This window comes from Idiomarina sp. HB (assembly GCF_048059115.1).
GTDB classification, from domain to species: domain Bacteria; phylum Pseudomonadota; class Gammaproteobacteria; order Enterobacterales; family Alteromonadaceae; genus Idiomarina; species Idiomarina abyssalis.
Map to the genome: position 1 here is coordinate 733,467 of NZ_JAYLVU010000002.1, position 21,508 is coordinate 754,974.

The 21,508-nt window shown below is 47.5% G+C and carries 22 protein-coding genes; 21 read left to right on the forward strand and 1 reads right to left on the reverse strand.

The window, feature by feature from the left end:
• The first annotated feature begins 136 nt into the window (after window positions 1-136).
• The 17 genes from fliE (at window position 137) to glnB (ending at window position 15,210) form a co-directional block, all read left to right on the forward strand.
• Entirely contained in the window at window positions 137-469 is a 333-nt protein-coding gene (fliE, locus tag VBY75_RS09175) for a flagellar hook-basal body complex protein FliE (RefSeq protein WP_199495143.1), read from the forward strand.
• Window positions 470-516: 47 nt separating this feature from the next.
• Window positions 517-2,208: a flagellar basal-body MS-ring/collar protein FliF gene (gene fliF, locus VBY75_RS09180; protein ID WP_233399410.1), complete on the forward strand. Its 1,692-nt coding sequence runs from the start codon at window positions 517-519 to the stop codon at window positions 2,206-2,208.
• Window positions 2,201-3,247: a flagellar motor switch protein FliG gene (gene fliG, locus VBY75_RS09185; protein WP_199495141.1), complete on the forward strand. Its 1,047-nt coding sequence runs from the start codon at window positions 2,201-2,203 to the stop codon at window positions 3,245-3,247. Before fliF ends, fliG begins: the two co-directional genes overlap by 8 nt.
• 14 nt (window positions 3,248-3,261) lie before the next feature.
• Complete coding sequence (gene fliH, locus VBY75_RS09190) at window positions 3,262-4,011, forward strand: flagellar assembly protein FliH (RefSeq protein ID WP_271331992.1); 750 nt, start codon at window positions 3,262-3,264, stop codon at window positions 4,009-4,011.
• A 3-nt stretch (window positions 4,012-4,014) separates the two neighbouring features.
• Entirely contained in the window at window positions 4,015-5,370 is a 1,356-nt protein-coding gene (gene fliI / locus VBY75_RS09195) for a flagellar protein export ATPase FliI (protein ID WP_054490652.1), read from the forward strand.
• Between the two features lie 3 nt (window positions 5,371-5,373).
• On the forward strand, window positions 5,374-5,817 hold the full coding sequence (gene fliJ / locus VBY75_RS09200) for a flagellar export protein FliJ (protein ID WP_054490654.1): 444 nt from the start codon (window positions 5,374-5,376) through the stop codon (window positions 5,815-5,817).
• A 77-nt stretch (window positions 5,818-5,894) separates the two neighbouring features.
• Window positions 5,895-7,673 (forward strand): flagellar hook-length control protein FliK, encoded by a 1,779-nt coding sequence (locus VBY75_RS09205; protein ID WP_416512163.1) that lies wholly within the window; start codon window positions 5,895-5,897, stop codon window positions 7,671-7,673.
• Window positions 7,674-7,741: 68 nt separating this feature from the next.
• Window positions 7,742-8,278 carry a flagellar basal body-associated protein FliL gene (fliL, locus tag VBY75_RS09210; protein ID WP_222236639.1) on the forward strand — a complete coding sequence of 179 codons (537 nt, stop codon included), beginning with the start codon at window positions 7,742-7,744 and terminating at the stop codon, window positions 8,276-8,278.
• A 16-nt stretch (window positions 8,279-8,294) separates the two neighbouring features.
• On the forward strand, window positions 8,295-9,359 hold the full coding sequence (gene fliM / locus VBY75_RS09215) for a flagellar motor switch protein FliM (protein ID WP_054490690.1): 1,065 nt from the start codon (window positions 8,295-8,297) through the stop codon (window positions 9,357-9,359).
• 31 nt (window positions 9,360-9,390) lie between these two features.
• Window positions 9,391-9,846 carry a flagellar motor switch protein FliN gene (gene fliN / locus VBY75_RS09220; protein WP_054490660.1) on the forward strand — a complete coding sequence of 152 codons (456 nt, stop codon included), beginning with the start codon at window positions 9,391-9,393 and terminating at the stop codon, window positions 9,844-9,846.
• Window positions 9,806-10,177 (forward strand): flagellar biosynthetic protein FliO, encoded by a 372-nt coding sequence (gene fliO / locus VBY75_RS09225; protein WP_287816562.1) that lies wholly within the window; start codon window positions 9,806-9,808, stop codon window positions 10,175-10,177. Before fliN ends, fliO begins: the two co-directional genes overlap by 41 nt.
• Complete coding sequence (gene fliP, locus VBY75_RS09230) at window positions 10,174-10,920, forward strand: flagellar type III secretion system pore protein FliP (RefSeq protein ID WP_271331994.1); 747 nt, start codon at window positions 10,174-10,176, stop codon at window positions 10,918-10,920. The genes fliO and fliP overlap by 4 nt, the downstream gene beginning before the upstream one ends.
• An 8-nt stretch (window positions 10,921-10,928) precedes the next feature.
• Window positions 10,929-11,198: a flagellar biosynthesis protein FliQ gene (gene fliQ / locus VBY75_RS09235; RefSeq protein ID WP_054490666.1), complete on the forward strand. Its 270-nt coding sequence runs from the start codon at window positions 10,929-10,931 to the stop codon at window positions 11,196-11,198.
• Window positions 11,198-11,983: a flagellar biosynthetic protein FliR gene (gene fliR / locus VBY75_RS09240; protein WP_271331995.1), complete on the forward strand. Its 786-nt coding sequence runs from the start codon at window positions 11,198-11,200 to the stop codon at window positions 11,981-11,983. Before fliQ ends, fliR begins: the two co-directional genes overlap by 1 nt.
• 30 nt (window positions 11,984-12,013) lie before the next feature.
• Entirely contained in the window at window positions 12,014-13,141 is a 1,128-nt protein-coding gene (flhB, locus tag VBY75_RS09245) for a flagellar biosynthesis protein FlhB (protein ID WP_271331996.1), read from the forward strand.
• 88 nt (window positions 13,142-13,229) lie between these two features.
• The gene (locus tag VBY75_RS09250) at window positions 13,230-14,861 is read left to right on the forward strand and encodes an NAD+ synthase (protein ID WP_222236641.1); all 1,632 of its coding nucleotides are present in this window, start codon (window positions 13,230-13,232) and stop codon (window positions 14,859-14,861) included.
• Window positions 14,862-14,871: 10 nt separating this feature from the next.
• The gene (gene glnB, locus VBY75_RS09255; protein WP_054490674.1) at window positions 14,872-15,210 is read left to right on the forward strand and encodes a nitrogen regulatory protein P-II; all 339 of its coding nucleotides are present in this window, start codon (window positions 14,872-14,874) and stop codon (window positions 15,208-15,210) included.
• Window positions 15,211-15,237: 27 nt separating this feature from the next.
• Here the strand turns inward: glnB and VBY75_RS09260 are convergent, their stop codons facing one another.
• Window positions 15,238-16,008, reverse strand: a complete 771-nt coding sequence (locus VBY75_RS09260) for an outer membrane protein assembly factor BamD (protein ID WP_199496408.1) — start codon at window positions 16,006-16,008, stop codon at window positions 15,238-15,240.
• 111 nt (window positions 16,009-16,119) lie between these two features.
• Between VBY75_RS09260 and rluD the strand changes: the two genes are divergently transcribed.
• The 4 genes from rluD to pssA all read left to right on the forward strand — a co-directional run bounded on the left by rluD (window position 16,120) and on the right by pssA (window position 21,344).
• Window positions 16,120-17,088, forward strand: a complete 969-nt coding sequence (rluD, locus tag VBY75_RS09265) for a 23S rRNA pseudouridine(1911/1915/1917) synthase RluD (RefSeq protein WP_199495206.1) — start codon at window positions 16,120-16,122, stop codon at window positions 17,086-17,088.
• Window positions 17,060-17,782 (forward strand): peptidoglycan editing factor PgeF, encoded by a 723-nt coding sequence (gene pgeF / locus VBY75_RS09270; protein ID WP_271331997.1) that lies wholly within the window; start codon window positions 17,060-17,062, stop codon window positions 17,780-17,782. Before rluD ends, pgeF begins: the two co-directional genes overlap by 29 nt.
• Before the next feature lie 72 nt (window positions 17,783-17,854).
• Entirely contained in the window at window positions 17,855-20,428 is a 2,574-nt protein-coding gene (clpB, locus tag VBY75_RS09275) for an ATP-dependent chaperone ClpB (RefSeq protein WP_271331998.1), read from the forward strand.
• An 88-nt stretch (window positions 20,429-20,516) separates the two neighbouring features.
• Window positions 20,517-21,344, forward strand: coding sequence for a CDP-diacylglycerol--serine O-phosphatidyltransferase (gene pssA / locus VBY75_RS09280; protein WP_199495125.1), 828 nt, complete (start codon window positions 20,517-20,519; stop codon window positions 21,342-21,344).
• Window positions 21,345-21,508 lie beyond the last annotated feature (164 nt).

A 21,508-nucleotide genomic window follows, 5' to 3' on the forward strand; every position in this document is an offset into this window, starting at 1 on the left:
GCGACTTAAAATACTCCTGTCTATACTATTAGCCCTGTATCTCAGGGCTTTTCTTTACACAATCTTATAAGTTGGCATTTTGCTTGCATAGTTAACTTTAAATAGAGTCAGTGATGAATTTTTGACGGGGTTAATTATGAAAGTGGAAGCAAACGCACTTTACCAACAGTTACAATCGATGGCCACGCAGGCTTCTCAGCGTGACCAGCCTACGAATGTGAACGCCCTGCAAGGTAATACTGCTCAAGCAGATTTTTCCAATATGCTGAAAAACGCAATGGATAACGTTAACGAATTGCAACAAACCTCAGGCGATTTAAAAACACGCATGGAGCTTGGTGACCCAAATGTCACGCTGGAGCAAACTATGATCGCCAGCCAAAAAGCGGGTATTGCGTTTGAGGCAACTGTTCAGGTACGCAACAAAGTGGTTGATGCGTACAAAGAAATTATGTCAATGCCGGTATAACCGCAGCAGCACTGGAGATATGAGTCGTGGCTGAATCAACAGATTTAATGGTACAAGATACCGACTTACCTGACAGCAACCGAACAAGCAATGAAGACGGCGGCGAGAAGACCGGTATTATGACAATGCTGGGTAACTTTGACATGCTTCGTCAGGTCATTGTGGTTTTAGCCCTGGCTATCTGTGTCGCCATTGCTGTTTTTATTATGCTGTGGGCACAAGAATCAACTTACCGTCCACTAGGTAATTTAGAAACCCAGGAGTTGATCAGTACGCTCGACTATATGGATGCTAATGGTATTGAGTACCAGGTTGATGGCAATACGGTGTCAGTTCCGGAAGAGAATTATGAAGCAATCAAGCTGCAGTTAACTCGTGCGGGAGTAGACTACGGCAACTCGACCAATAATGGTTCTGAAATATTAATGAGCGAACCGGGTTTTGGCGTTAGCCAACGTCTGGAGCGAGAGCGACTCATTCATTCCCGTGAAGTCCAGCTTGCGCGCGCTATTGAAGAAATAAAAAAAGTGGCCGGGGCTAGAGTACTTCTGGCCGTACCGAAGGAAAATGTTTTTGCCCGTCGTGAAAAGCAGCCGAAAGCGTCGGTTATGCTGAATGTTCGCGGTGGTACGTCGTTAAGTGAAGAAGAAGTTGCTTCGATTGTTGACATGGTTGCGTCTTCGGTAACCGGTTTAAATACTGAACACGTTACTGTCACTGATCAGGCCGGGCGTTTGCTTAACTCAGGTTCACAAAGTGCCCTGGCGGCAAAAAGTTCGCGCGAATATCAGATTGAACAAAAGCGCGAAGAAGAATACCTGAAGAAAATAGACAGTATTTTGATTCCTGTGCTGGGCTATGACAATTATACCGCGCAGGTTGATGTCACTATGGACTTCACCCAGCGTGAACAAACTCAGCGTCAGTTTAATCCTGATATGCCGGCAATTCGCAGTGAAATGACGGTCGAAAACCGCTCTGTCGGCAGCGCAATTGGTGGTATCCCTGGTGCATTAACGAATCAGCCGCCACTTGATTCTGATATTCCGGAAGAGGCCGGTGCAGGAAGTGCTGGTGGCGGGACTAACGGCAGCACTCATCGCGAGGCGACACGCAATTACGAGCTTGATAACTCGGTAACTTATACCCGCAGCCAAACGGGCACGGTTGAACGTTTGAGTGTATCCGTTGCGGTTAACCAGAAAACAATAACGAATGAGGCAGGTGAAAATCAGCCTCAGGCAGCCAGTGCCGAAGAGATGGCGAATATTCGTCGCTTGCTTCAAGGTGGTTTGGGTTTTGATATTAACCGTGGCGACAGTATTGAAGTTGTTTCAGTGCCTTTTGCACAACTGCCTGACTTAGGCGCCGGAGAAACACCGGTATGGGAAGAGCCATGGTTCTGGCGTGCTTTCCGTCTGGTCATGGGTGCTTTGGTTATTATGGTATTGATTCTGGCAGTGGTTCGTCCAATGCTTAAGAAACTGATGAATCCAGAATCTGGTGTTGAAGACGATGCTGAAGCATTCCTTGATGAGGAATCGATGGGCGATGAAACCATTGATCTGTTATCCTCACAATTTGATGAGAGTGCGGTAGGGTTCGGTGCGGATGGCAGCCTGCAATTACCGGATCTGCACAAAGATGAAGACTTGCTGAAAGCAGTAAGGGCGTTGGTTGCCAATGAGCCTGAACTGTCCTCACAAGTGGTTAAAGCGTGGTTGAACGAAGATGCCTAATCAAGAAATGAAAACCAAGCGCGGTAAGGTCGAGTTTGACGTCGATACTTTAGAAGGTGTCGAGAAAGCCGCGATTTTGCTGCTGAGCTTGTCGGAAGAAGACGCTGCCCAGATATTGAAGCACCTGGAACCTAAGCAGGTTCAGAAAGTGGGTATGGCCATGGCAAGCCTGGAGGACTTTAACCAGGACAAGGTTAATGCCGTGCATCATCTCTTCCTGGAAGAAATTCAGAAGTTCACCAATATTGGCTTCAAGAGTGAAGAGTTTGTGCGTAAAGCACTGACCTCGGCTCTGGGTGAAGACAAAGCCGGTAACCTGATTGAGCAGATTGTCATGGGCGGTGGCTCAAAAGGCCTGGACTCATTGAAGTGGATGGATTCCAAACAGGTTGCAACGATTATTCGTAATGAGCACCCGCAAATTCAGACCATTGTTCTGTCTTATCTTGACCCAGAGCAAAGTGCCGAAATTATGGCGCAGTTCCCGGACAAAGTACGTCTGGACTTAATGATGCGTATTGCCAACTTAGAAGAAGTTCAGCCGGCGGCATTGCAGGAACTGAACGAAATTATGGAAAAACAGTTTGCCGGTCAGGCTGGTGCTCAGGCTGCGAAGATGGGCGGCCTGAAGGCAGCTGCAAATATCATGAACTACCTGGATACCAATATCGAAGGCCAGTTGATGGACTCTATCCGCGAGCAAGACGAAGAAATGAGCCAGAACATTCAGGACCTGATGTTTGTGTTCGAGAACCTGGTCGATGTCGACGACCGTGGTATTCAGACCTTGCTGCGTGAAGTTGAAGGCGAAGTTCTGCAAAAAGCAATGAAAGGCGCAGACGAAGCGGTTCAGGAAAAAATCTTTAAGAACATGTCAAAACGTGCCGGCGACATGCTGCGTGATGACCTTGAAGCTATGGGCCCCATTCGTATTAGCGATGTAGAAGCGGCGCAGAAAGACATTCTTGCTGCGGCCCGTCGTCTGGCTGACGCAGGTGAAATTATGCTTGGCGGCGGTGGCGGTGACGAATTCTTATAAGGGCTTAACGCATAATGACCGATGATAAAGACGTAACACATCGTTGGGATTTACCTGACATGACATCTGAGGAGCTCAAGCAGGGCTCTCAGGTGAATGCGTTAAATAAACCCCGCCGCTGGCAATATGAGCCCCCCGAAGCCGACGACGAGCAAGAGGAAGAGCTCAAGCCTCTTACTGCTGAGCAATTGGAAGAAATTCGTCAGGCAGCGCGCGAAGAGGGTCACAAAGAAGGTTTTGATGAAGGCCGCAGTGAAGGCCTGAAGAAAGGCTATGACGAAGGCTACGAAGCTGGCAAAAAAGAAGGCTTTGAAGCGGGTCATGAGCAGGGCGTTGAAGCTGGCAAAGAAGCCATGAACGAGCAGCAGCAACAGCTGGAAACTCTTTTACAAAGCTTATCCCACCCCAACGAGCGTATTACCGAAGCGGTGCAGGATGAACTGATTGAAATGGTCACCGAGCTGACACGAGTGATCTGTCTGAATGTTGCCGAGAACTCTAAGGAGTTGGTTGTTAACGCGGTACGAGAGGCAATTGCGGTTCTGCCGGTCACGGATCAGCGTGTCATTATTCACTTAAATGAAGAAGACTTAGCGCTACTGCAGAACGTCTACAGCGAAGACGAGCTGAAGGAAAAAGGCTGGTTACTGAATAAAGATGAGTTACTGGAGCGTGGCGGTTGCCGCGTGACAACCGAAAGCTCCACTATTGATTACACTCTGAGCAGTCGTATGGAAGATGTCTTCTCCAAAGTAAAAGGTTAACCCATGAGTGCTTCTGAACGCCTGGTTGAACAGTTACGCAAAAAGCGGGAGCGCATTCAGAAACCGTCCGTTGCGGTATCGGGCTATTTAACTCGTGTTGTTGGTTTGATGTTCGAAGCTGTCGGTTGCCGCGCTCCGGTCGGTTCGAGTGTTGCCGTAGAAGCTGACAGCGGTGATATTGAAGCCGAAGTTGTTGGTTTTGAAGGTAATATCAGTTACCTGATGCCAACCGAAGATGCCCATGGCGTCATACCCGGCGCCAGAGTCCGTCCGTTAAACCGAAAAAACCAATTACCCTTGGGTATGGAGCTGTTGGGACGAGTTATCGATGCCCGCGGTGAACCTCTGGATGGCAAAGGCCCTATATTTTCTGACGGTAAAACTTACCGCAGCAAACCAATGAATCCGTTAAATCGTCGTCAGGTTAAACAACCCCTGGATGTGGGGGTTACCGCAATCAATGCTTGTTTAACCGTGGGCCAGGGGCAGCGAATGGGCTTATTTGCCGGTAGTGGTGTTGGTAAGAGTGTGCTGCTGGGCATGATGACGCGGGGAACCACGGCCGACGTCATTGTTGTTGGTCTGATTGGTGAACGTGGCCGCGAAGTAAAAGAGTTTATTGAAGAAATTTTAGGTGAAGAAGGCCGTGAGAAAGCTGTGGTTATTGCGGCACCGGCTGACCAGTCGCCTCTGATTCGTTTGCGAGGGTGCGAAACCGCGTCTCAGGTTGCGGAATATTTCCGTGATCAGGGCTTGAACGTTTTGCTGTTGATGGATTCGTTGACCCGTTACGCCATGGCACAGCGTGAAATTGCATTAGCTGTTGGCGAACCACCGGCGACAAAAGGTTATCCGCCTTCTGTTTTCGCTAAGTTGCCGGCACTGGTTGAACGAGCGGGTAATGGCGGTGACGGGCAGGGTTCGGTTACTGCCTTTTATACGGTCTTAACCGAAGGTGATGACTTACAGGATCCAATTGCGGATTCTGCACGGGCCATACTGGACGGACACATTGTGTTAAACCGCGAATTGGCGGACAGCGGTCACTATCCGGCAATAGATGTTGAAGCCTCTATTAGTCGTGTTATGCCGCAAGTGGTTTCAGAAGAGCATATGCAACAGGCCATTAAGGTCAGGCAGTGGTATTCGCATTATCGGCGCAATCGTGACTTGATCTCTATTGGCGCTTATACGCGCGGAAGCGACCCGGCTATTGATCAGGCTATTGCTATGCAGCCGCGCGTGAATCAGTTTTTACAACAAAAGATGCAACAGGTTGTCAGCTACGATGAGAGCTTGTTGTTGCTTAACCAATTAGTAAATCCAAATCAAAAGCAGCAGTCAGCCGGAGGCGCTTAAATTATGGCCGAGTTGGCGCAGTTGCAGATGCTACTGGAGTTAGAACAAAGACGCGAAGATAAGGCTGCTCAGGATTTTGCACAGGTTCAGCAACAGGTGCAGGAACAACAGATGCGCCTGGATGGTATGTCAAAATACCGACTCGACTATTTAAATCAACTGCAAGAGCGTGGGCAAGGCGGTATTGCTTCTATCCAGGTGGGTCAGTACCACGCCTTTGTCGGCAAGCTGGATGAAGGTGTTGAACAGTTGCATCACGAGGTCGTGAAGCTGCAACAGGTACTGCAACAACGAAAAGAACGTTGGCTGGCGCAACGGCGTAAGCGAGAGTCAGTTGATTTTTTAATTAAGGAACGCAGAAAGCGCGAACAAATAGCCCAGGCGCGGAAAGAGCAGAAAAACCTGGATGATTTCAGTAGTCAGCGTTTTATCCGTGACAGAAAATAGTTGGAACAAAAATTGCTTGGTTATTGATGAGAAAATTAAGCAAAGCGTGAATAAGCACTTAATTCAGGAAAAATACTATGCAACAGCTGCTCAACTTAACCGAATCTGCCGATAACTTTGCCCGTATGGGTAAAGGGAACGAGCTATCAGTGAAAAACGCTGAAGGCGAAAGCAGTGAGTTCTCTCGTTTGATGATCAAGCAAAATTCCGGCGATAAAGAGCTGCAACAATTGGCCGCCAAAATAGAAGCCCACCAGGCTGCCAACGGCGACTCTAAAGGTCGTGAAATTGACCGTAAAAATGTCGGTGAGCCAGTTACCCGAAACCTATGGGAACTGTTGCAACAAATGCAGCAGGAAACCGCGGATATTAAAGTTGAAGGCAAGGCGGCTGTCGTTGGTGAAATTGACGTTGAGCCCGACAGCGGCGAACTGGAATTAAGTGATGAAGAACTGTCAAAAATGTTGCAGTCTTTGCTAGCCAAGCTTGATAAAGCGAGTGCTGACGGTGAAAGTAGCGAGACAGTAATGACGGACGCGGAGCGGCAGAAGTTTGCCGATCAATTGCTGGCCGGCATGACGGATAAAGACAAGCAAGCGTTACAGTCAAAATTGCAGCAGATGATACAAGCCGTTGAACAGGGTGAAAATGCCGGTGAAGCGGTAGAAGATGCGGGTAAGTTCATTGTTAACTTAATGGAGCCTATGTTACCGAAAGCCGATGCGGATAAGTTATTGGTCGGTAATGAAAAGGCGCTGACTCAGGCGTTGAACCAGGCGGCCGAGCAAGCTATTGCACAGCAGTCTGTGGATAAGGGAGCAACCAAGCCGCAGAGCTCGGAAGAATTGCTCGCCCTATTGAAGCAGTTAGAGCAGCAGGTTTCGGCACAAAAGTCGAAAGGCGAAAATAGTGAACTGAGCCTGGCGGAACAGAAAAAATTACAGCAATTTACCGCTGAGCTACGTCAGCTTTTAGCTGGTCAGAATAATGACACTGATAAGTCCCAGCTGTTGAGCAAAGAGCAGGCGGCCAAAGCAGAACAGCTTTTGGCAGAAATACGACAATTATTAAAAGGCCGCACCGGACATAGTGAAAAAGCGGCGGAGCCAATAAAGGTAGCCGAACAGTCAAAAGGTACAGAGCCTGTTATAACTGCCACTAACGCTAAGTCTGGTAAAGAAAAAGCTGAGGCTGGCGATACTGCTATTAAGGGTAGTGACAGCAAACAGTCTGCAAGCAAAGCCGAAGGCTTAGCCAACGCGGTGGATGTCGATACTAAGTTGCCTGATTCAGCACAACAGAATCAGGTGTTCAGAAACAACACTGATGCCCTGGCTGATGCTAACGCGGCTCGCGCAATACAAGGTCAGATGGTGTCTACGACACAAGGTACTGTAGCGGCTAACGAATCGGGTCAAACTAATACTTTGCAGGCTCTGCAGCGTCCTCTGGACTTGCAGCAGACAGAAGCATCGCAAAAATTGCAGGAGCGCATCAACATTATGATGAGCCGCAATATTCAGCGAGCGGATATACGTCTGGATCCGCCTGAACTTGGTAGCGTTCAGATTCGGGTTAATATGAGTGGTGAACAGGCTTCGGTGCAGTTTCAGGTGCAAAGTGCACAAGCCAAAGATGCAATAGAAACGGCAATGCCGCGTCTGCGTGAGATGTTAGAACAACAGGGCATCGACTTAGCCGACACTCAGGTGGGTGAACAAAGTAAAGAAGGCGAACGCACTGCCGGTGGCCAGGGTGGCTCAGCTGAAGAGTCAGAAGACTGGGCCGTAGAAGGCGAAATTGCTTTGGATGAAGGTAGAGTTCTTGCCGACGGGCAGGTCGATTTCTATGTTTGAAACGGTATAACTAAAGTAACGATCAAGCTATAGTAACTGTTATTAGACAGTGATACAGGACATAACGCATGGCAGAAGATAAAAACGATAACGAAGAAGAACAAACCGAAGAAAAAGCTGGCGGCAAAAAGAAGAAGCTTATTCTGTCCGGTATTATCGGTATTGTTTTAATCGTGACTGTCGTACTCGTTCTTTGGTTATTTGGCGGTTCGTCGTCTTCGGATGAACCGGCGACAACTGGAAGTGGCTCGCCAGCTCCGTCTTCGTCGTCGCGACCGGAAGTCGGTAATGCGCTCTATGTGGGGATGCCCCGGGCGTTTGTCTTTATTGTTCCGGGCGACTCACGTGAACGAACCGTGCAGATTAAAGCACAACTTATGGTTCGCGGTGAGGAAAATGAAGAACTGGCGAAAAAGCATATTCCGCTCATTGAAGGAACCTTACACGAGGTATTTTCTTCGTCAACAGCGGACAGATTAAAGACAGCTGAGGGTAAAGGTCAGCTGCGTGAGTTAGCACTCACAGAAGTGCGCTCTGCGCTAGAAGAAGTGACCGGGAAGCCGGTTGTGGAACAGGTTTTATTTACCAGCTTGGTAATGCAATAAGTGAGCTATTATGGCGGTGAGTGACTTACTATCTCAAGACGAAATTGACGCGCTGTTGCATGGCGTCGATGACGTTGAGGAAGAGGATACAGAGAAACAGTCCGCTTCTGCGGATGCGCTCGATTATGACTTTTCATCGCAAGATAGAATTGTCCGTGGTCGTATGCCAACGCTGGAAATTGTTAATGAGCGTTTTGCCCGTCATATGCGGGTCAGCTTATTTAACATGATGCGGCGCACAGCAGAAGTGTCGATTAACGGCGTCCAGATGATTAAATTTGGTGAGTACGTGCATACCTTGTTCGTACCAACCAGTTTAAACATGGTGCGTTTTCGTCCATTAAAAGGGACGGCGCTAATTACCATGGAAGCGCGTTTAGTCTTTATTCTGGTGGATAACTTTTTTGGTGGTGACGGACGTTACCACGCAAAAATTGAAGGACGTGAATTTACGCCTACGGAACGCCGCATTATTCAAATGTTGCTTAAGCTTGTCTTTGAAGACTACAAAGAAGCCTGGGCTCCGGTTATGGATGTGGGCTTTGAGTATTTAGACTCTGAAGTGAACCCGGCCATGGCGAACATTGTGAGTCCGACTGAGGTTATTGTCATTAGCTCTTTCCACATTGAGCTGGACGGCGGCGGTGGTGACTTTCATATTGCTTTGCCTTATTCAATGCTGGAACCCATTCGCGAGTTGTTGGATGCTGGTGTGCAGTCGGATAAAGAAGATACCGATATGCGCTGGAGTAAGGCGCTGCGTGACGAAATTATGGATGTTCCGGTAGAAATGATTGCCAAACTGGCGCAAACCGAAATGTCCTTGCGAGAAGTGATGGAGCTGCGGGAAGGGGATGTTATTCCACTTGAGTTACCGGATGATTTAACCGTGCTCATTGAGGACTTACCGACCTTCCACGCAAAAATGGGGCGTTCAAGAGACAACGTTGCTCTGAAAATTTCAGAGAAAATTAAACGTCCTGAAACCGTTAAGTCTGATATTCATATGTTGACGCGTGGTGGTCGCCGTATAGGTGGTGACGCCGAGCTGCAACAGTTAGAAGAAGACATTGATTTATAATAATTGCTGCTTGAGAAAGTGAGGTTGCAACATGAGTAACGATGATAAAGATATGGATGACTGGGAAGCAGCAATGGCTGAACAGGCAGCTGCTGAAGACGAAGAAGGCGGCGAATCTGAAGCGAGTGAAGATGGCGGAAAAGCGTCAAGTCATTCGGGTATGGATAACGTGCAAACCGCCGAGTTGGAAGAGCTTAGTGAAGATAAGCCTGTAACCGAAGAAGAAAAACGCAAGCTGGATGCGATTCTTGATATTCCGGTCACGATTTCAATGGAAGTTGGCCGTAGCCAAATCAGCATTCGTAATTTGCTGCAATTGAACCAGGGCTCTGTGGTTGAGCTGGAACGTGTTGCAGGTGAACCATTAGACGTACTAGTTAATGGCACCTTGATAGCACACGGCGAGGTGGTTGTTGTTAATGATAAATTCGGGATACGCTTAACCGATGTTATTAGTCAGATTGAACGTATTCGTAAGCTTCGCTAGTTTGCTGCTTATTCCTTCTGCAGCATACGCTCAGACAGAAGAGAAAGCTGGCATTATCTCGGGCAATGACATAGGCGCCATGGTTTTGGCGCTTTTTGCCGTTTTAGCGGTGATAGTTGTGTTGGCTTCGCTTTTAAAGCGTTTTAACCTGAAGTTTCAGGGCGCGTCTGGCATGAAAGTATTGAGTAGCGTATCTTTAGGAACAAAAGAGCGGTTAGTGATTGTTGAAGTGGGTGGACAAAAACTGTTGCTTGGTGTTACCCAACAACGCATCGACTGTTTAAAAGAACTCCCGAGCGATATCAACCTGGAAGGAAAAGAAGAACAATGAACCGCTGGTTGTGGCTTAGTATTTTAACCCTTTTGTGTTTGCTGCCGGAACAGGCATATGCCTGGCAGGATATTTCCGCCGTTACGGTGAAAACAAATCCGGATGGAAGTGAAGAGTATTCCGTAACCTTGCAAATTCTGGCAATAATGACGGCACTGACCTTCATTCCTGCCATGGTCATCATGATGACGTCGTTTACCCGAATTATTATTGTTCTGGCTATTTTGCGTCAGGCAATTGGTCTGCAGCAGTCGCCTTCTAATCAGGTGTTGCTGGGTATCGCGTTATTTCTCAGCTTTTTTATTATGACGCCGGTACTGAACGAAATAAATGACAAAGCGCTGCAACCGTACTTAAATGAAGAGATACAGTCGATGGAGGCTGTCGACAGAGCGAAGGCTCCAGTCAAGGCCTTTATGCTGGCGCAGACGCGGTTAACGGACTTAGAAACTTTTGTAGAAATTTCGGGCACAGAAGGTGTGGAAGAGCCGGAGGATGTGCCGATGTCGGTGCTTATTCCGTCTTTTATTACCTCCGAGCTCAAAACGGCCTTTCAAATAGGTTTCATGCTCTTTATTCCGTTTTTGATTATTGACCTGGTGGTTGCCAGTGTTCTCATGGCCATGGGTATGATGATGTTGTCCCCCATGATTGTTTCGCTACCCTTCAAGCTCATGTTGTTTGTGCTGGTTGATGGCTGGAGTTTAACCATGAGTACCCTGGCCGGAAGTTTCGGGGTCTAGGAGGCACTATGTCACCAGAAATGTTTCTCGACATTTTCCAGGAAGCCTTAAAGACAATTGTCATTATGGTGGCTTTTATTATCGTGCCGGGCCTGTTGGTTGGTCTGGTGGTCGCCGTTTTCCAGGCGGCTACGTCAATTAACGAACAAACATTAAGTTTTTTACCGCGCCTATTAGTCACTCTTGCGGTTATTGGCCTTGGTGGGCATTTTCTGACAGAGACGGTGATGGACTTCACCATAGAGATGTTTAACCGGATACCCGAAGTGGTCGGCTGATGGATCTGGTAACTTCCGTTGTGCTCGAGTGGTTGGAGCAACACCTGTGGCCTTTGACCCGGGTGTCTTCAATGATAATGAGCATGGCACTTTTTTCCGGCACCATCGTTAACTCCCGTATTAAGATCTTCTTATCTTTAGCTATTATTCTTGCTGTATCGCCGGCACTGCCGGAGATTGATGCCGGTGTTGAAATGATGTCGGTCGGCGGCTTTGTGGTAACGGCTCAACAAGTTGTTATTGGTGTTGCGCTGGGCTTACTTTCTATTTTATTTCTGCAAACGTTCGTTTTAGGTGGGCAGATCATAGCGATGCAGATTGGTCTCGGTTTTGCGTCTATGGTCGACCCCACCAACGGCCAGCAGGTACCGGTTATTGCGCAGTTCTTTTTAATGTTGGCCAGTTTGGTTTTTCTGGCATTCGACGGCCATTTGCTAATGATTCATATGGTGGTTGCCAGCTTTGATGCGATACCCGTTGGTATGACGGGGCTTGATGCCGATGCTTTATATGCGGTTGCTGACTGGGCGGTGTATATGTTCTCTGCGGCATTAACCGCAATGTTGTCCGGGGTCATTGCTTTACTGCTTATCAATTTGAGCTTCGGTGTTATGACTCGTGCTGCCCCCCAGTTGAACATATTTGCGATTGGTTTCCCTATTACCATGGTCAGTGGGCTTGTGGTGATTTGGCTGACCATGGGCGGCTTTATTTTTCATTTCGAGAATCAGTGGGCACGTGTGGTACAGACCATGTGTGAAATACTGGGTAGTCAATGCGCTTAAATGGACCCTCTCTGACAAAGGCTAATAGGTATGGCTGAGACCGATCAGGAACGTACTGAAGACCCCACGGAGCGACGAAAACAGCAGGCCCGTGAAAAAGGGCAAATTGCTCGTTCTAAGGAGATGGGAACTGCCTTTGTGCTGGTAAGCGCAGCGGTTGCTTTCTTTTGGTTTGGCGGTGCACTGTATCGCGGCGTGCGGAATGTCTTTGAGACTATGTTCACCATTGACCGACAACAGGCCTTTGATACCACCAAAATTTATGAAGCCTTTGCGATAGCTTTTGGTGAGGTGATGTGGCCGATATTGACCATTTTCGCTTTCATTGTTGTTTTTACCTTTCTCGGCAATAGTTGGCTTGGAGGCATCAACTTCTCAACCCAGGCGATGGCTCCCAAGGCTAACCGAATGAGTCCGCTTAATGGTTTTAAGCGCATGTTTGGTGTTCAGGCGTTGGTGGAGTTAGTCAAAGCTATTGCTAAGTTTATGGTGGTCGCGGTTTCGGCATACTTCTTGTTGAAATGGCAGTTTGTCGACATATTGCAGATGTCTATGGGCCAGATGCCAACGATGATAGGCAATGCCTTGGATACGCTGCTCTGGATGTTTTTACTGCTGAGTTGCTCAATGTTTTTAATTGTCGTTATTGATGCGCCGTTCCAACTTTGGAAGCACAATAAAGACTTAAGAATGAGCAAGCAGGAAGTGAAAGACGAACATAAAGACACGGAAGGGAGTCCTGAAGTTAAAGGCCGTATTCGTCGTTTGCAGATGGAGATGGCTAATCGCCGAATGATGCAGGAAGTGCCGAAAGCTGATGTTGTGGTAACCAACCCGACGCATTACGCGGTCGCGTTAAAATATGAAGACGGAGGCGCTCAGGCGCCTGTCTTGCTGGCAAAAGGAACCGATGAAACGGCAGCGAAAATCCGGGAGATTGCGCTGGAATATGAAATTCCTCTGGTTGCTTCACCGGGACTTGCCCGATCAATTTATCACACCACAGAACTTGAGAAAGAAATTCCCAAAGGCCTGTTTGTGGCAGTGGCGCAAATTCTGGCTTATGTCTATCAGTTGCGTATGTTTAAGCAAGGTCAGGCTAAGCGGCCTAAGAAGCCACCGACCGATAAAGACATTCCGGATGACCTGCGCTATTAATCCATCATTTGCGCGTTGGGGCGGGCTGCTATATCATTCCGCCCCATTCGGGCCGATATCGGCAATGGCAAATTTGGACTGAGCAGTTATGGCAAAACTTTCATTGTGCATGGCACAGCTGGACTTTACGGTTGGCGCCATTCACAACAACACCGCCTTAATTCTTAAAACCTTACGTGAACAGGGCGCACAACACGATATTATTGTCTTTCCTGAGCTGGCTATTACGGGTTATCCGCCAGAGGATCTCTTGTTCCGCGAAGACTTACATCAGGCGGTCGATAATGCGGTTGAGCAGATCAGTGCGGCGGCGTCTGAATGCGTTGTCATTGTTGGTCATCCTCAGGCTATAGGCGGTGAGTTATTTAATGCGATGTCGGTTTTACATCGTGGTGAATGCTTGTTGCGCTATTTTAAACAACGCCTGCCAAACTATGGTGTTTTCGATGAGCAGCGCTACTTTATTCCGGGGCATCAGAGTCAAGTGTTTGAATGGCAGGGTGTTCGTATCGGCCTACAAATTTGTGAAGATCTATGGCATCCACAACCGCTACAGCAATTGTTGGATGACGATATCGATCTTGTGCTGTCAATTAATGCTTCGCCTTACGAGCTTAACAAGCACGAACAACGTCTGGGTGTACTGAAACAGCGTGTTGCCGAAGCCGGCAAGCCCATTTTATACCTGAATAACTGCGGCGCTCAGGATGAGCTCGTCTTTGATGGGCACTCTTTGGTTATCGACGCAGAAGGTAAGTTGGTGGCTGAGTTGCCACATTGCCAAATGACTACAGCAACCGTGGTTTACGAAGATAACCAGGTTGTATGTAACGGATTTGAAGCTCAGGCTGAGCAGAACGACCTGGCTCATGTATACGATGCGTTGGTATTAGCTGTGCGTGATTACGTCACTAAAAATGGCTTTTCCGGAGTGGCTCTGGGCTTGTCGGGCGGCATTGATTCAGCACTAACCCTGGCAATTGCCAGTGACGCTTTAGGTGCCGATAAAGTTCATGCCGTAATGATGCCGTTTCGTTATACCTCGGATATGAGTCTGGAAGACGCAGAACAGCAGGCGAAAACGCTGGGTGTTCGTTATGATGTGGTGCCGATTGAACCTATGTTTGACGAGTTTATGAATCAACTGTCGCCATTATTCGGTGAAACTGAAACCGACACGACAGAAGAAAACTTACAGTCGCGTTGCCGCGGCGTATTGCTTATGGCCTTGTCGAATAAGACCGGTTCGCTTGTGTTAGCAACGGGCAATAAAAGTGAAATGGCTGTCGGTTATGCCACTTTATACGGCGATATGTGCGGCGGGTTTGCGCCAATTAAAGACATTCCGAAATTACTGGTTTATCAATTGGCTGAGTTCAGAAATAGTCGTGGTTCGTGCATCCCGCAACGTGTCATCGACAGGCCTCCTTCGGCTGAGTTAGCACCAGACCAGGTCGATTCTGATTCTCTACCCGACTATAGCGATTTAGATCGCATTCTGGCATTGTATGTAGAGAGGGACTGGTCGGTAACCGATATTGTTGCGGCAGGGTTTGCAGAAGATGATGTGCGTCGGGTTATTCGTTTAGTGGATCTGAATGAATATAAACGCAGACAATCTGCAGTTGGCCCTAAAGTAACGCCTCGTAATTTTGGTAAAGATCGTCGTTACCCTATTACCAGTCACTATCGCCATGAATTACAGCGACAAGGTCAATAGGACAACACTGATGAAAAAAGTTGAAGCCATTATTAAACCGTTTAAATTAGACGATGTGCGTGAAGCGCTGTCTGAGGTTGGAATTGCTGGTATGACGGTATCAGAGGTAAAAGGCTTTGGTCGTCAAAAAGGTCACACCGAGCTTTATCGGGGCGCTGAGTATATGGTCGATTTCCTGCCCAAAGTGAAACTGGAAGTTGTGGTTGCTGACAGCGAAGTTGAGCGTTGTATTGAGGCGATAATGGAAACGGCTCAGACCGGTAAAATTGGTGATGGCAAAATTTTTATTACCGATATTGAACGGGTTATTCGTATTCGTACCGGAGAGGAAAACGAAGACGCGGTATAAATTACCGCGTCTAATGAATAGTTAAAACTAGCGAGCTGAAACTAACTGATTATTCGGAAAGTTAGCTCGCAATACCTTCATTGCGTCTTCACGTAATTCAGGCAATTCAAGCTGATCGTAACTTTCTACCATAATGGCTAATGCGTTTTCTACTTCCGGGGTGTCCGAGAAGTGTTCTAATACATAACGTCCACGGTTAGCTGCTGCTAAATAAGCCTGGCGCTCCATATAGTATTGCGCAATAGCCAATTCTTTCTTAGCTAAACGGCTTTTCAATGCAATTAAACGTTGTTTAGCGTCTGCTGCGTACTCACTATCCGGATACTTGCGGATGAGTTCAGCAAAATCTTTAAACGCTTCCTGAGCCATCGAAGAGTCACGATCGGAACGATCAACACCTGCGAGTTCGTGTATCGCATTATGTTCCGCTCTCTGGTTTACCAGTCCGCGCATGTAAAGCGCGTAATCCACATCTTTATGGTTTGGATTGAGGCTAATAAAGCGATCGATAGCGGCCAGAGCTTCATCAGTATTATCTAACTTGTAGTGTAGATAGATAAGGTCTAACTGAATTTGATGAGCGAAAGGACCAAAAGGATAACGGCGGTTAAGGTTCGACAATTGTTCTTGTGCCAAATTTAAGTTGCCGTTAGACATGCTCTCCTGAGCCTGGTCATACATAGCTTCTATTTGTGTTTTTGACACCTGTTCTTCTTCTGATTGACTTGAGCAACCAGCTAACATTAACCCCAGAACCGATGATAAAACGACGCTTCGGCCTAACTTATTACTAAACATATTATGAAGGATTCCCTTTATTTTTTTGGCGCTGCACCGGCAAACCGTTACACTAGCATATTCTTGCATTCTAACGCAGCCGTAAAGGCTTTGACAGTCGAAACCCAATATATGAACAAAAGCATTGAATTAGAAGCCATTGTTACCGAGTCTCTGGCTGGAAAAAGATTAGACCAGGCACTTGCAGAGTTGTTCCCCGACTACTCCCGGTCAAGGCTAAAAAGCTGGATAACTGATGGAAAAGTGACCGTTGATACTAAAGTTGTCGAAAAACCACGAGAAAAAGTGGTGGCCGGAACTTTAGTTGCTGTTGACGCTGAAATTGAAAGTGAAGAGCGGCACGAAGCGCAACCGGTAGAACTGGATATCGTTTATGAAGACGAGGATATACTGGTTATTAACAAACCGGCAGGGCTCGTTGTTCACCCCGGAGCCGGTGCACCAGACAGAACCTTATTAAACGGTTTGCTGCACTATGATCCACAACTCGACTTAGTGCCACGGGCGGGAATTATTCATCGTTTAGACAAAGATACCACCGGATTAATGGTGGTAGCGCGTAATGTACCGGCGCAGACTCAATTAGTGTCAATGATGCAGGCGCGGGAAATCACTCGTGAGTACGAGGCTGTTTGTAACGGCGTTATGACGGCGGGTGGTATGGTTGATGAACCTATTGGACGACATCCGACGAAGCGCACACATATGGCAGTTGTGCAGTCTGGGAAACCGGCGGTTACTCATTATCGTGTGTTGGACCGTTATAGGGCACATACGTTATTGCGTTTGCGCTTAGAGTCCGGTCGAACTCACCAGATCCGCGTACATATGGCGCATATTCGCCACCCGTTGGTCGGTGATTTAACTTATGGTGGCCGGCCGCGTCCGCCGAAGCAGGCCGAAGATCGTCTATTACAAACTTTGCGAGGATTTAACCGCCAGGCTTTGCATGCGGCATCGCTGGGCTTGCACCACCCCATTACCGGGGACTGGCTGGAGTTTAATGTTCCGCGCCCCACAGATTTTCAATATTTGATTGAAGAGTTGCGAATTGATAACGAACGCTTTAAATCGGCATGAAGCCATTTTAACGCCGGACTGGGAACTGCCGCCGAACGTTCATGCGGCAGTGACAACCAGAGAGTTTGGCAATTTAGCGGTTCATGTGGGAGACGACCCGGCTGCTGTTCTGCTACGTCGCCGACAACTGCAGCGTTCACTCAAACTGCCAACCGCGGTTACCTGGTTGCAACAACAACATACGAATAGGGTTTTGCGTTGGCCTTTTAAATCAGCGGTTGCTGATGCAGCTTACAGCAATTCACCTAAGAGCGTCTGCGCTGTGCTAACCGCAGACTGTCTGCCTATTCTTTGTTGTTCAGATGACGGAAAGGAGATTGCAGCAGTGCATGCCGGCTGGCGTGGTTTAGCCGACGGAGTATTACAAAATGCGTTGGCAAATTTTAAAACGCCAGCGGCTAACATTCGCATTTGGATAGGACCGTCTATCGGCGCTTCGGCTTTTGAAGTAGGTGATGACGTAAGAGATGCGTTCGTTGCACGTCATTCATTTAATGCGGGATATTTTCTTTCTCAACCTAGCAATAAATGGTTGGCTGATCTAGCCTCAATTGCAGCGGACGAATGTTTGCGTTCGGGAGTCAAGGGTATTACCAAAAGCGGCGAATGTACGGTCGGCAATAACACAAGCTGGTATTCGTGGCGTAAAGAAAAAGCTGTAGCAAGATTTGCGTCAATTATTTGGCGAAATTAATTTTAGTAACTTGAAAATGCGCAAAAAGTACCCACATCTAACTTAACGAAAGAATTAAGTGAGGAAGTACCGATGCGACACGATAAATTTACCAGTAAGTTTCAGATGGCAATTGCTGATGCTCAGTCAATTGCTCTGGGACGTGACCATCAATTCATAGAACCCATCCATTTAATGCAGGCACTGTTGGATCAAAATGGTGGCTCAGTTCGCCCTTTATTCACGATGCTGAGCGTGGATATCCCCCAGTTCAGAGCAAACCTGTCGAAAGCTCTGGATGCGTTACCTCAGGTTGAGGGTACAGGCGGTGATGTTCAGCTGTCACAGAACACAGCTCAACTTTTAAACCTGTGTGATAAGTACGCGCAGAAACGAAATGACTCGTACATTTCGTCCGAACTGTTTTTACTGGCTGCAACGGAAGATAAAGGTAAGCTGGGGGATATTTTTCGTCAGCAGGGCATAAAACGTGATGCGCTGGAAAAAGCCATTAACGATATTCGCGATGGTGAAAAAGTGGATGACCCTAATGCCGAAGATAAACGCCAGGCGCTGGACAAGTACACTATAGATTTAACGGAACGTGCGGAGCAGGGCAAGCTAGACCCCGTTATTGGCCGTGATGAAGAAATTCGTCGGACGATTCAGGTATTGCAGCGTCGCACAAAAAACAACCCGGTTCTTATTGGTGAGCCGGGTGTTGGTAAAACCGCCATTGTTGAAGGACTGGCACAGCGCATCGTCAACGGCGAAGTGCCTGAAGGCTTAAAGCATAAACGAGTATTGTCTCTGGATTTAGGGGCTTTATTAGCGGGAGCGAAATTCCGCGGTGAATTTGAGGAGCGGCTCAAAGCTGTATTAACCGAGCTTTCTAAAGAAGAAGGCCGCATCATTTTGTTCATTGACGAGATGCACACCATGGTTGGTGCTGGTAAAGCGGACGGTGCGATGGATGCCGGCAACATGTTGAAGCCTGCCCTGGCGCGTGGCGAACTGCACTGTGTCGGTGCTACTACGCTGGATGAATACCGTCAGTATATTGAAAAAGATGCAGCACTTGAACGACGCTTCCAGAAAGTTCTGGTGGAAGAACCGAACGTGGAAGACACCATTGCTATTTTACGTGGTTTGAAAGAGCGCTACGAACTACACCATTCGGTGGAAATTACAGACCCGGCCATTGTGGCCGCGGCGTCTTTATCGCACCGTTATATCAGTGACCGTAAACTGCCGGATAAGGCCATCGACTTAATTGACGAGGCGGCATCAAGTATTCGTATGCAAATCGACTCTAAGCCGGAAGATTTAGATCGTCTGGAGCGCCGGATTATTCAATTGAAGCTTGAACGTCAGGCGTTACAGAAAGAAAAAGATGATGCCAGCAAGAAACGCCTGGAAATTCTGCACGACGAGCTTGATGAACAAGAACGTAAATACGAAGAACTGGAAGAGGTCTGGAATACAGAGAAAGCGGCCGTACAAGGTACCCAGCATATTAAAGCTCAGTTAGAACAGGCTCGTACCGATATGGATATTGCTCGTCGCGCCGGTGACTTAAATCGTATGTCTGAACTTCAGTATGGTCGTATTCCTGAACTCGAACGCCAGCTGGATTTAGCCTTGCAGGCTGAAATGCAGGATATGAGCTTGCTCAAAAACCGTGTTACCGAAGAAGAAATTGCTGACGTATTGTCACGCTGGACGGGTATTCCGGTTAACAGAATGCTCGAAGGCGAGCGCGAAAAGTTGTTGCAGATGGAAGAGCAAATCCACAGTCGGGTAGTGGGTCAAAATGAGGCGGTTGATGCGGTTTCGAATGCTATTCGTCGTTCACGCGCGGGGCTTGGGGATCCAAACCGTCCTATTGGTTCATTCTTATTCCTTGGTCCAACCGGTGTGGGTAAAACTGAATTATCTAAGGCTTTAGCGAACTTCATGTTTGATACTGACCATGCGATGGTACGTATTGATATGTCCGAGTTCATGGAGAAGCACTCGGTTGCTCGTCTGGTTGGTGCGCCTCCTGGCTATGTTGGCTATGAAGAAGGTGGTTACTTAACCGAAGCCGTGCGGCGTAAACCCTATTCGGTAATTTTGCTCGACGAAATTGAGAAGGCTCACCCAGATGTCTTTAATATCTTATTGCAGGTATTGGACGATGGCCGCTTAACCGATGGGCAAGGGCGCACGGTCGATTTCAAAAACACCGTTATTATTATGACCTCTAACCTTGGCTCCGATTTAATTCAGGAGCATGCCAAAGAGCATACTTATGAGCAGATGAAGGCTGAGGTAATGGAAGTGCTGGCGCATCATTTCCGTCCGGAGTTCATTAACCGTGTGGATGAAACCGTTGTTTTCCATCCTCTTGGAGAAAGTGAAATTCGTTCTATTGCGCAGTTCCAGTTGCAGCTTCTTTATAAGCGCCTGGAAGAAAAAGAGTATCAGCTTGAGTTGGATGATGACGCTTTATCTCACCTTGCAAGAACTGGGTTCGATCCTGTGTTCGGGGCGCGGCCTCTGAAACGTGCAATTCAGCATGAACTGGAAAACCCGTTAGCGCAAAAAATCTTGTCAGGGGAACTTGAGCCTGCTAAACCGATCAAAGTAAGTGTTGAAAATGAGCGGTTAGTGATCACTCAATAACCACACAGGGCTTCGGGCATTTCCTGTTCGAAGCCCTAATGTGATAACCTGACTACTTTCATATTAGTGACTAAAGAGTGTTTTATACATGAGTAATGACAGCTCAAATGCCAGTGGTAAGAGCCGCGGTATCTATTTATTGCCAAACTTGTTTACAACTGCAGGCCTGTTTTCGGGCTTCTATGCCATAGTTGCGTCAATGAACGATCGCTTTATTGAGGCGGCTGTAGCAATTTTTATCGCAATGGTTTTTGATGGGCTGGACGGTCGGGTTGCAAGAATGACCAATACAGAGAGCGATTTCGGTGCTGAATTCGACAGTATGGCTGATATTGTATCCTTTGGTATGGCACCTGCTTTGGTCATGTACAACTATGCCTTGGCTGATCTCGGAAAAATTGGCTGGTTAGCGGCATTTATTTTTGTGGCTGGTGGTGCATTACGCCTGGCGCGCTTTAATACAAACTTAGGTTCTTCCGATAAAAAGTTCTTTCAGGGACTGGCGATACCCAGCGCTGCAGCAATCGTTGCCGGTTTAGTCTGGGTTGGTTCTGAATACGGTGTTGAAGGAAGCGATATAGCTGGCTTCGCTGCTGTTGTTACCATTTGTGCCGGCCTATTGATGGTAACCAATTTCCGTTACCACTCTTTTAAAGACGTTGACTGGAAAGGTAAAGTTTCATTTTTAGTCATACTGGTCATTGTACTGGCTTTCGTGATTGTTGCGACACAACCATCATTAGTGCTGTTCTCTATATTCTTTTTATATGCTTTGTCAGGCCCGGTATTAACTATAAAGAATGTGAAGAAATTGAAGTTGGGCCATGTTGTTGGTGATGACGACGACGATGACGCAGACTTTAATGACAATAAAGAGACCAAAAAAGAAGCAGAAAAGACAGAGAAAGAAGATTAAAACACCAAATTGGTGAAGTTCTGAGCAAACGATCAATGTGGTCCGAAAAAGATCTTGAAAGGCTCAGAGAGATCACTATAATTCGCCGCCGTTGTCATGAGTTATCCGGAAGGGATTCAGGCAACGGCGTTTTGTTTCAACCGGGCTGAAAAAAGCCGCTAAAA

Coding starts and splice junctions, on each gene's coding strand:
- fliE (WP_199495143.1), top strand. CDS start 137: ATGAAAGTGGAAGCAAACGCACTTTACCAACAGTTACAATCGATGGCC.
- fliF (WP_233399410.1), top strand. CDS start 517: ATGGTACAAGATACCGACTTACCTGACAGCAACCGAACAAGCAATGAA.
- fliG (WP_199495141.1), top strand. CDS start 2,201: ATGCCTAATCAAGAAATGAAAACCAAGCGCGGTAAGGTCGAGTTTGAC.
- fliH (WP_271331992.1), top strand. CDS start 3,262: ATGACCGATGATAAAGACGTAACACATCGTTGGGATTTACCTGACATG.
- fliI (WP_054490652.1), top strand. CDS start 4,015: ATGAGTGCTTCTGAACGCCTGGTTGAACAGTTACGCAAAAAGCGGGAG.
- fliJ (WP_054490654.1), top strand. CDS start 5,374: ATGGCCGAGTTGGCGCAGTTGCAGATGCTACTGGAGTTAGAACAAAGA.
- VBY75_RS09205 (WP_416512163.1), top strand. CDS start 5,895: ATGCAACAGCTGCTCAACTTAACCGAATCTGCCGATAACTTTGCCCGT.
- fliL (WP_222236639.1), top strand. CDS start 7,742: ATGGCAGAAGATAAAAACGATAACGAAGAAGAACAAACCGAAGAAAAA.
- fliN (WP_054490660.1), top strand. CDS start 9,391: ATGAGTAACGATGATAAAGATATGGATGACTGGGAAGCAGCAATGGCT.
- fliO (WP_287816562.1), top strand. CDS start 9,806: ATGTTATTAGTCAGATTGAACGTATTCGTAAGCTTCGCTAGTTTGCTG.
- fliP (WP_271331994.1), top strand. CDS start 10,174: ATGAACCGCTGGTTGTGGCTTAGTATTTTAACCCTTTTGTGTTTGCTG.
- fliQ (WP_054490666.1), top strand. CDS start 10,929: ATGTCACCAGAAATGTTTCTCGACATTTTCCAGGAAGCCTTAAAGACA.
- fliR (WP_271331995.1), top strand. CDS start 11,198: ATGGATCTGGTAACTTCCGTTGTGCTCGAGTGGTTGGAGCAACACCTG.
- flhB (WP_271331996.1), top strand. CDS start 12,014: ATGGCTGAGACCGATCAGGAACGTACTGAAGACCCCACGGAGCGACGA.
- VBY75_RS09250 (WP_222236641.1), top strand. CDS start 13,230: ATGGCAAAACTTTCATTGTGCATGGCACAGCTGGACTTTACGGTTGGC.
- glnB (WP_054490674.1), top strand. CDS start 14,872: ATGAAAAAAGTTGAAGCCATTATTAAACCGTTTAAATTAGACGATGTG.
- VBY75_RS09260 (WP_199496408.1), bottom strand. CDS start 16,008: ATGTTTAGTAATAAGTTAGGCCGAAGCGTCGTTTTATCATCGGTTCTG.
- rluD (WP_199495206.1), top strand. CDS start 16,120: ATGAACAAAAGCATTGAATTAGAAGCCATTGTTACCGAGTCTCTGGCT.
- clpB (WP_271331998.1), top strand. CDS start 17,855: ATGCGACACGATAAATTTACCAGTAAGTTTCAGATGGCAATTGCTGAT.
- pssA (WP_199495125.1), top strand. CDS start 20,517: ATGAGTAATGACAGCTCAAATGCCAGTGGTAAGAGCCGCGGTATCTAT.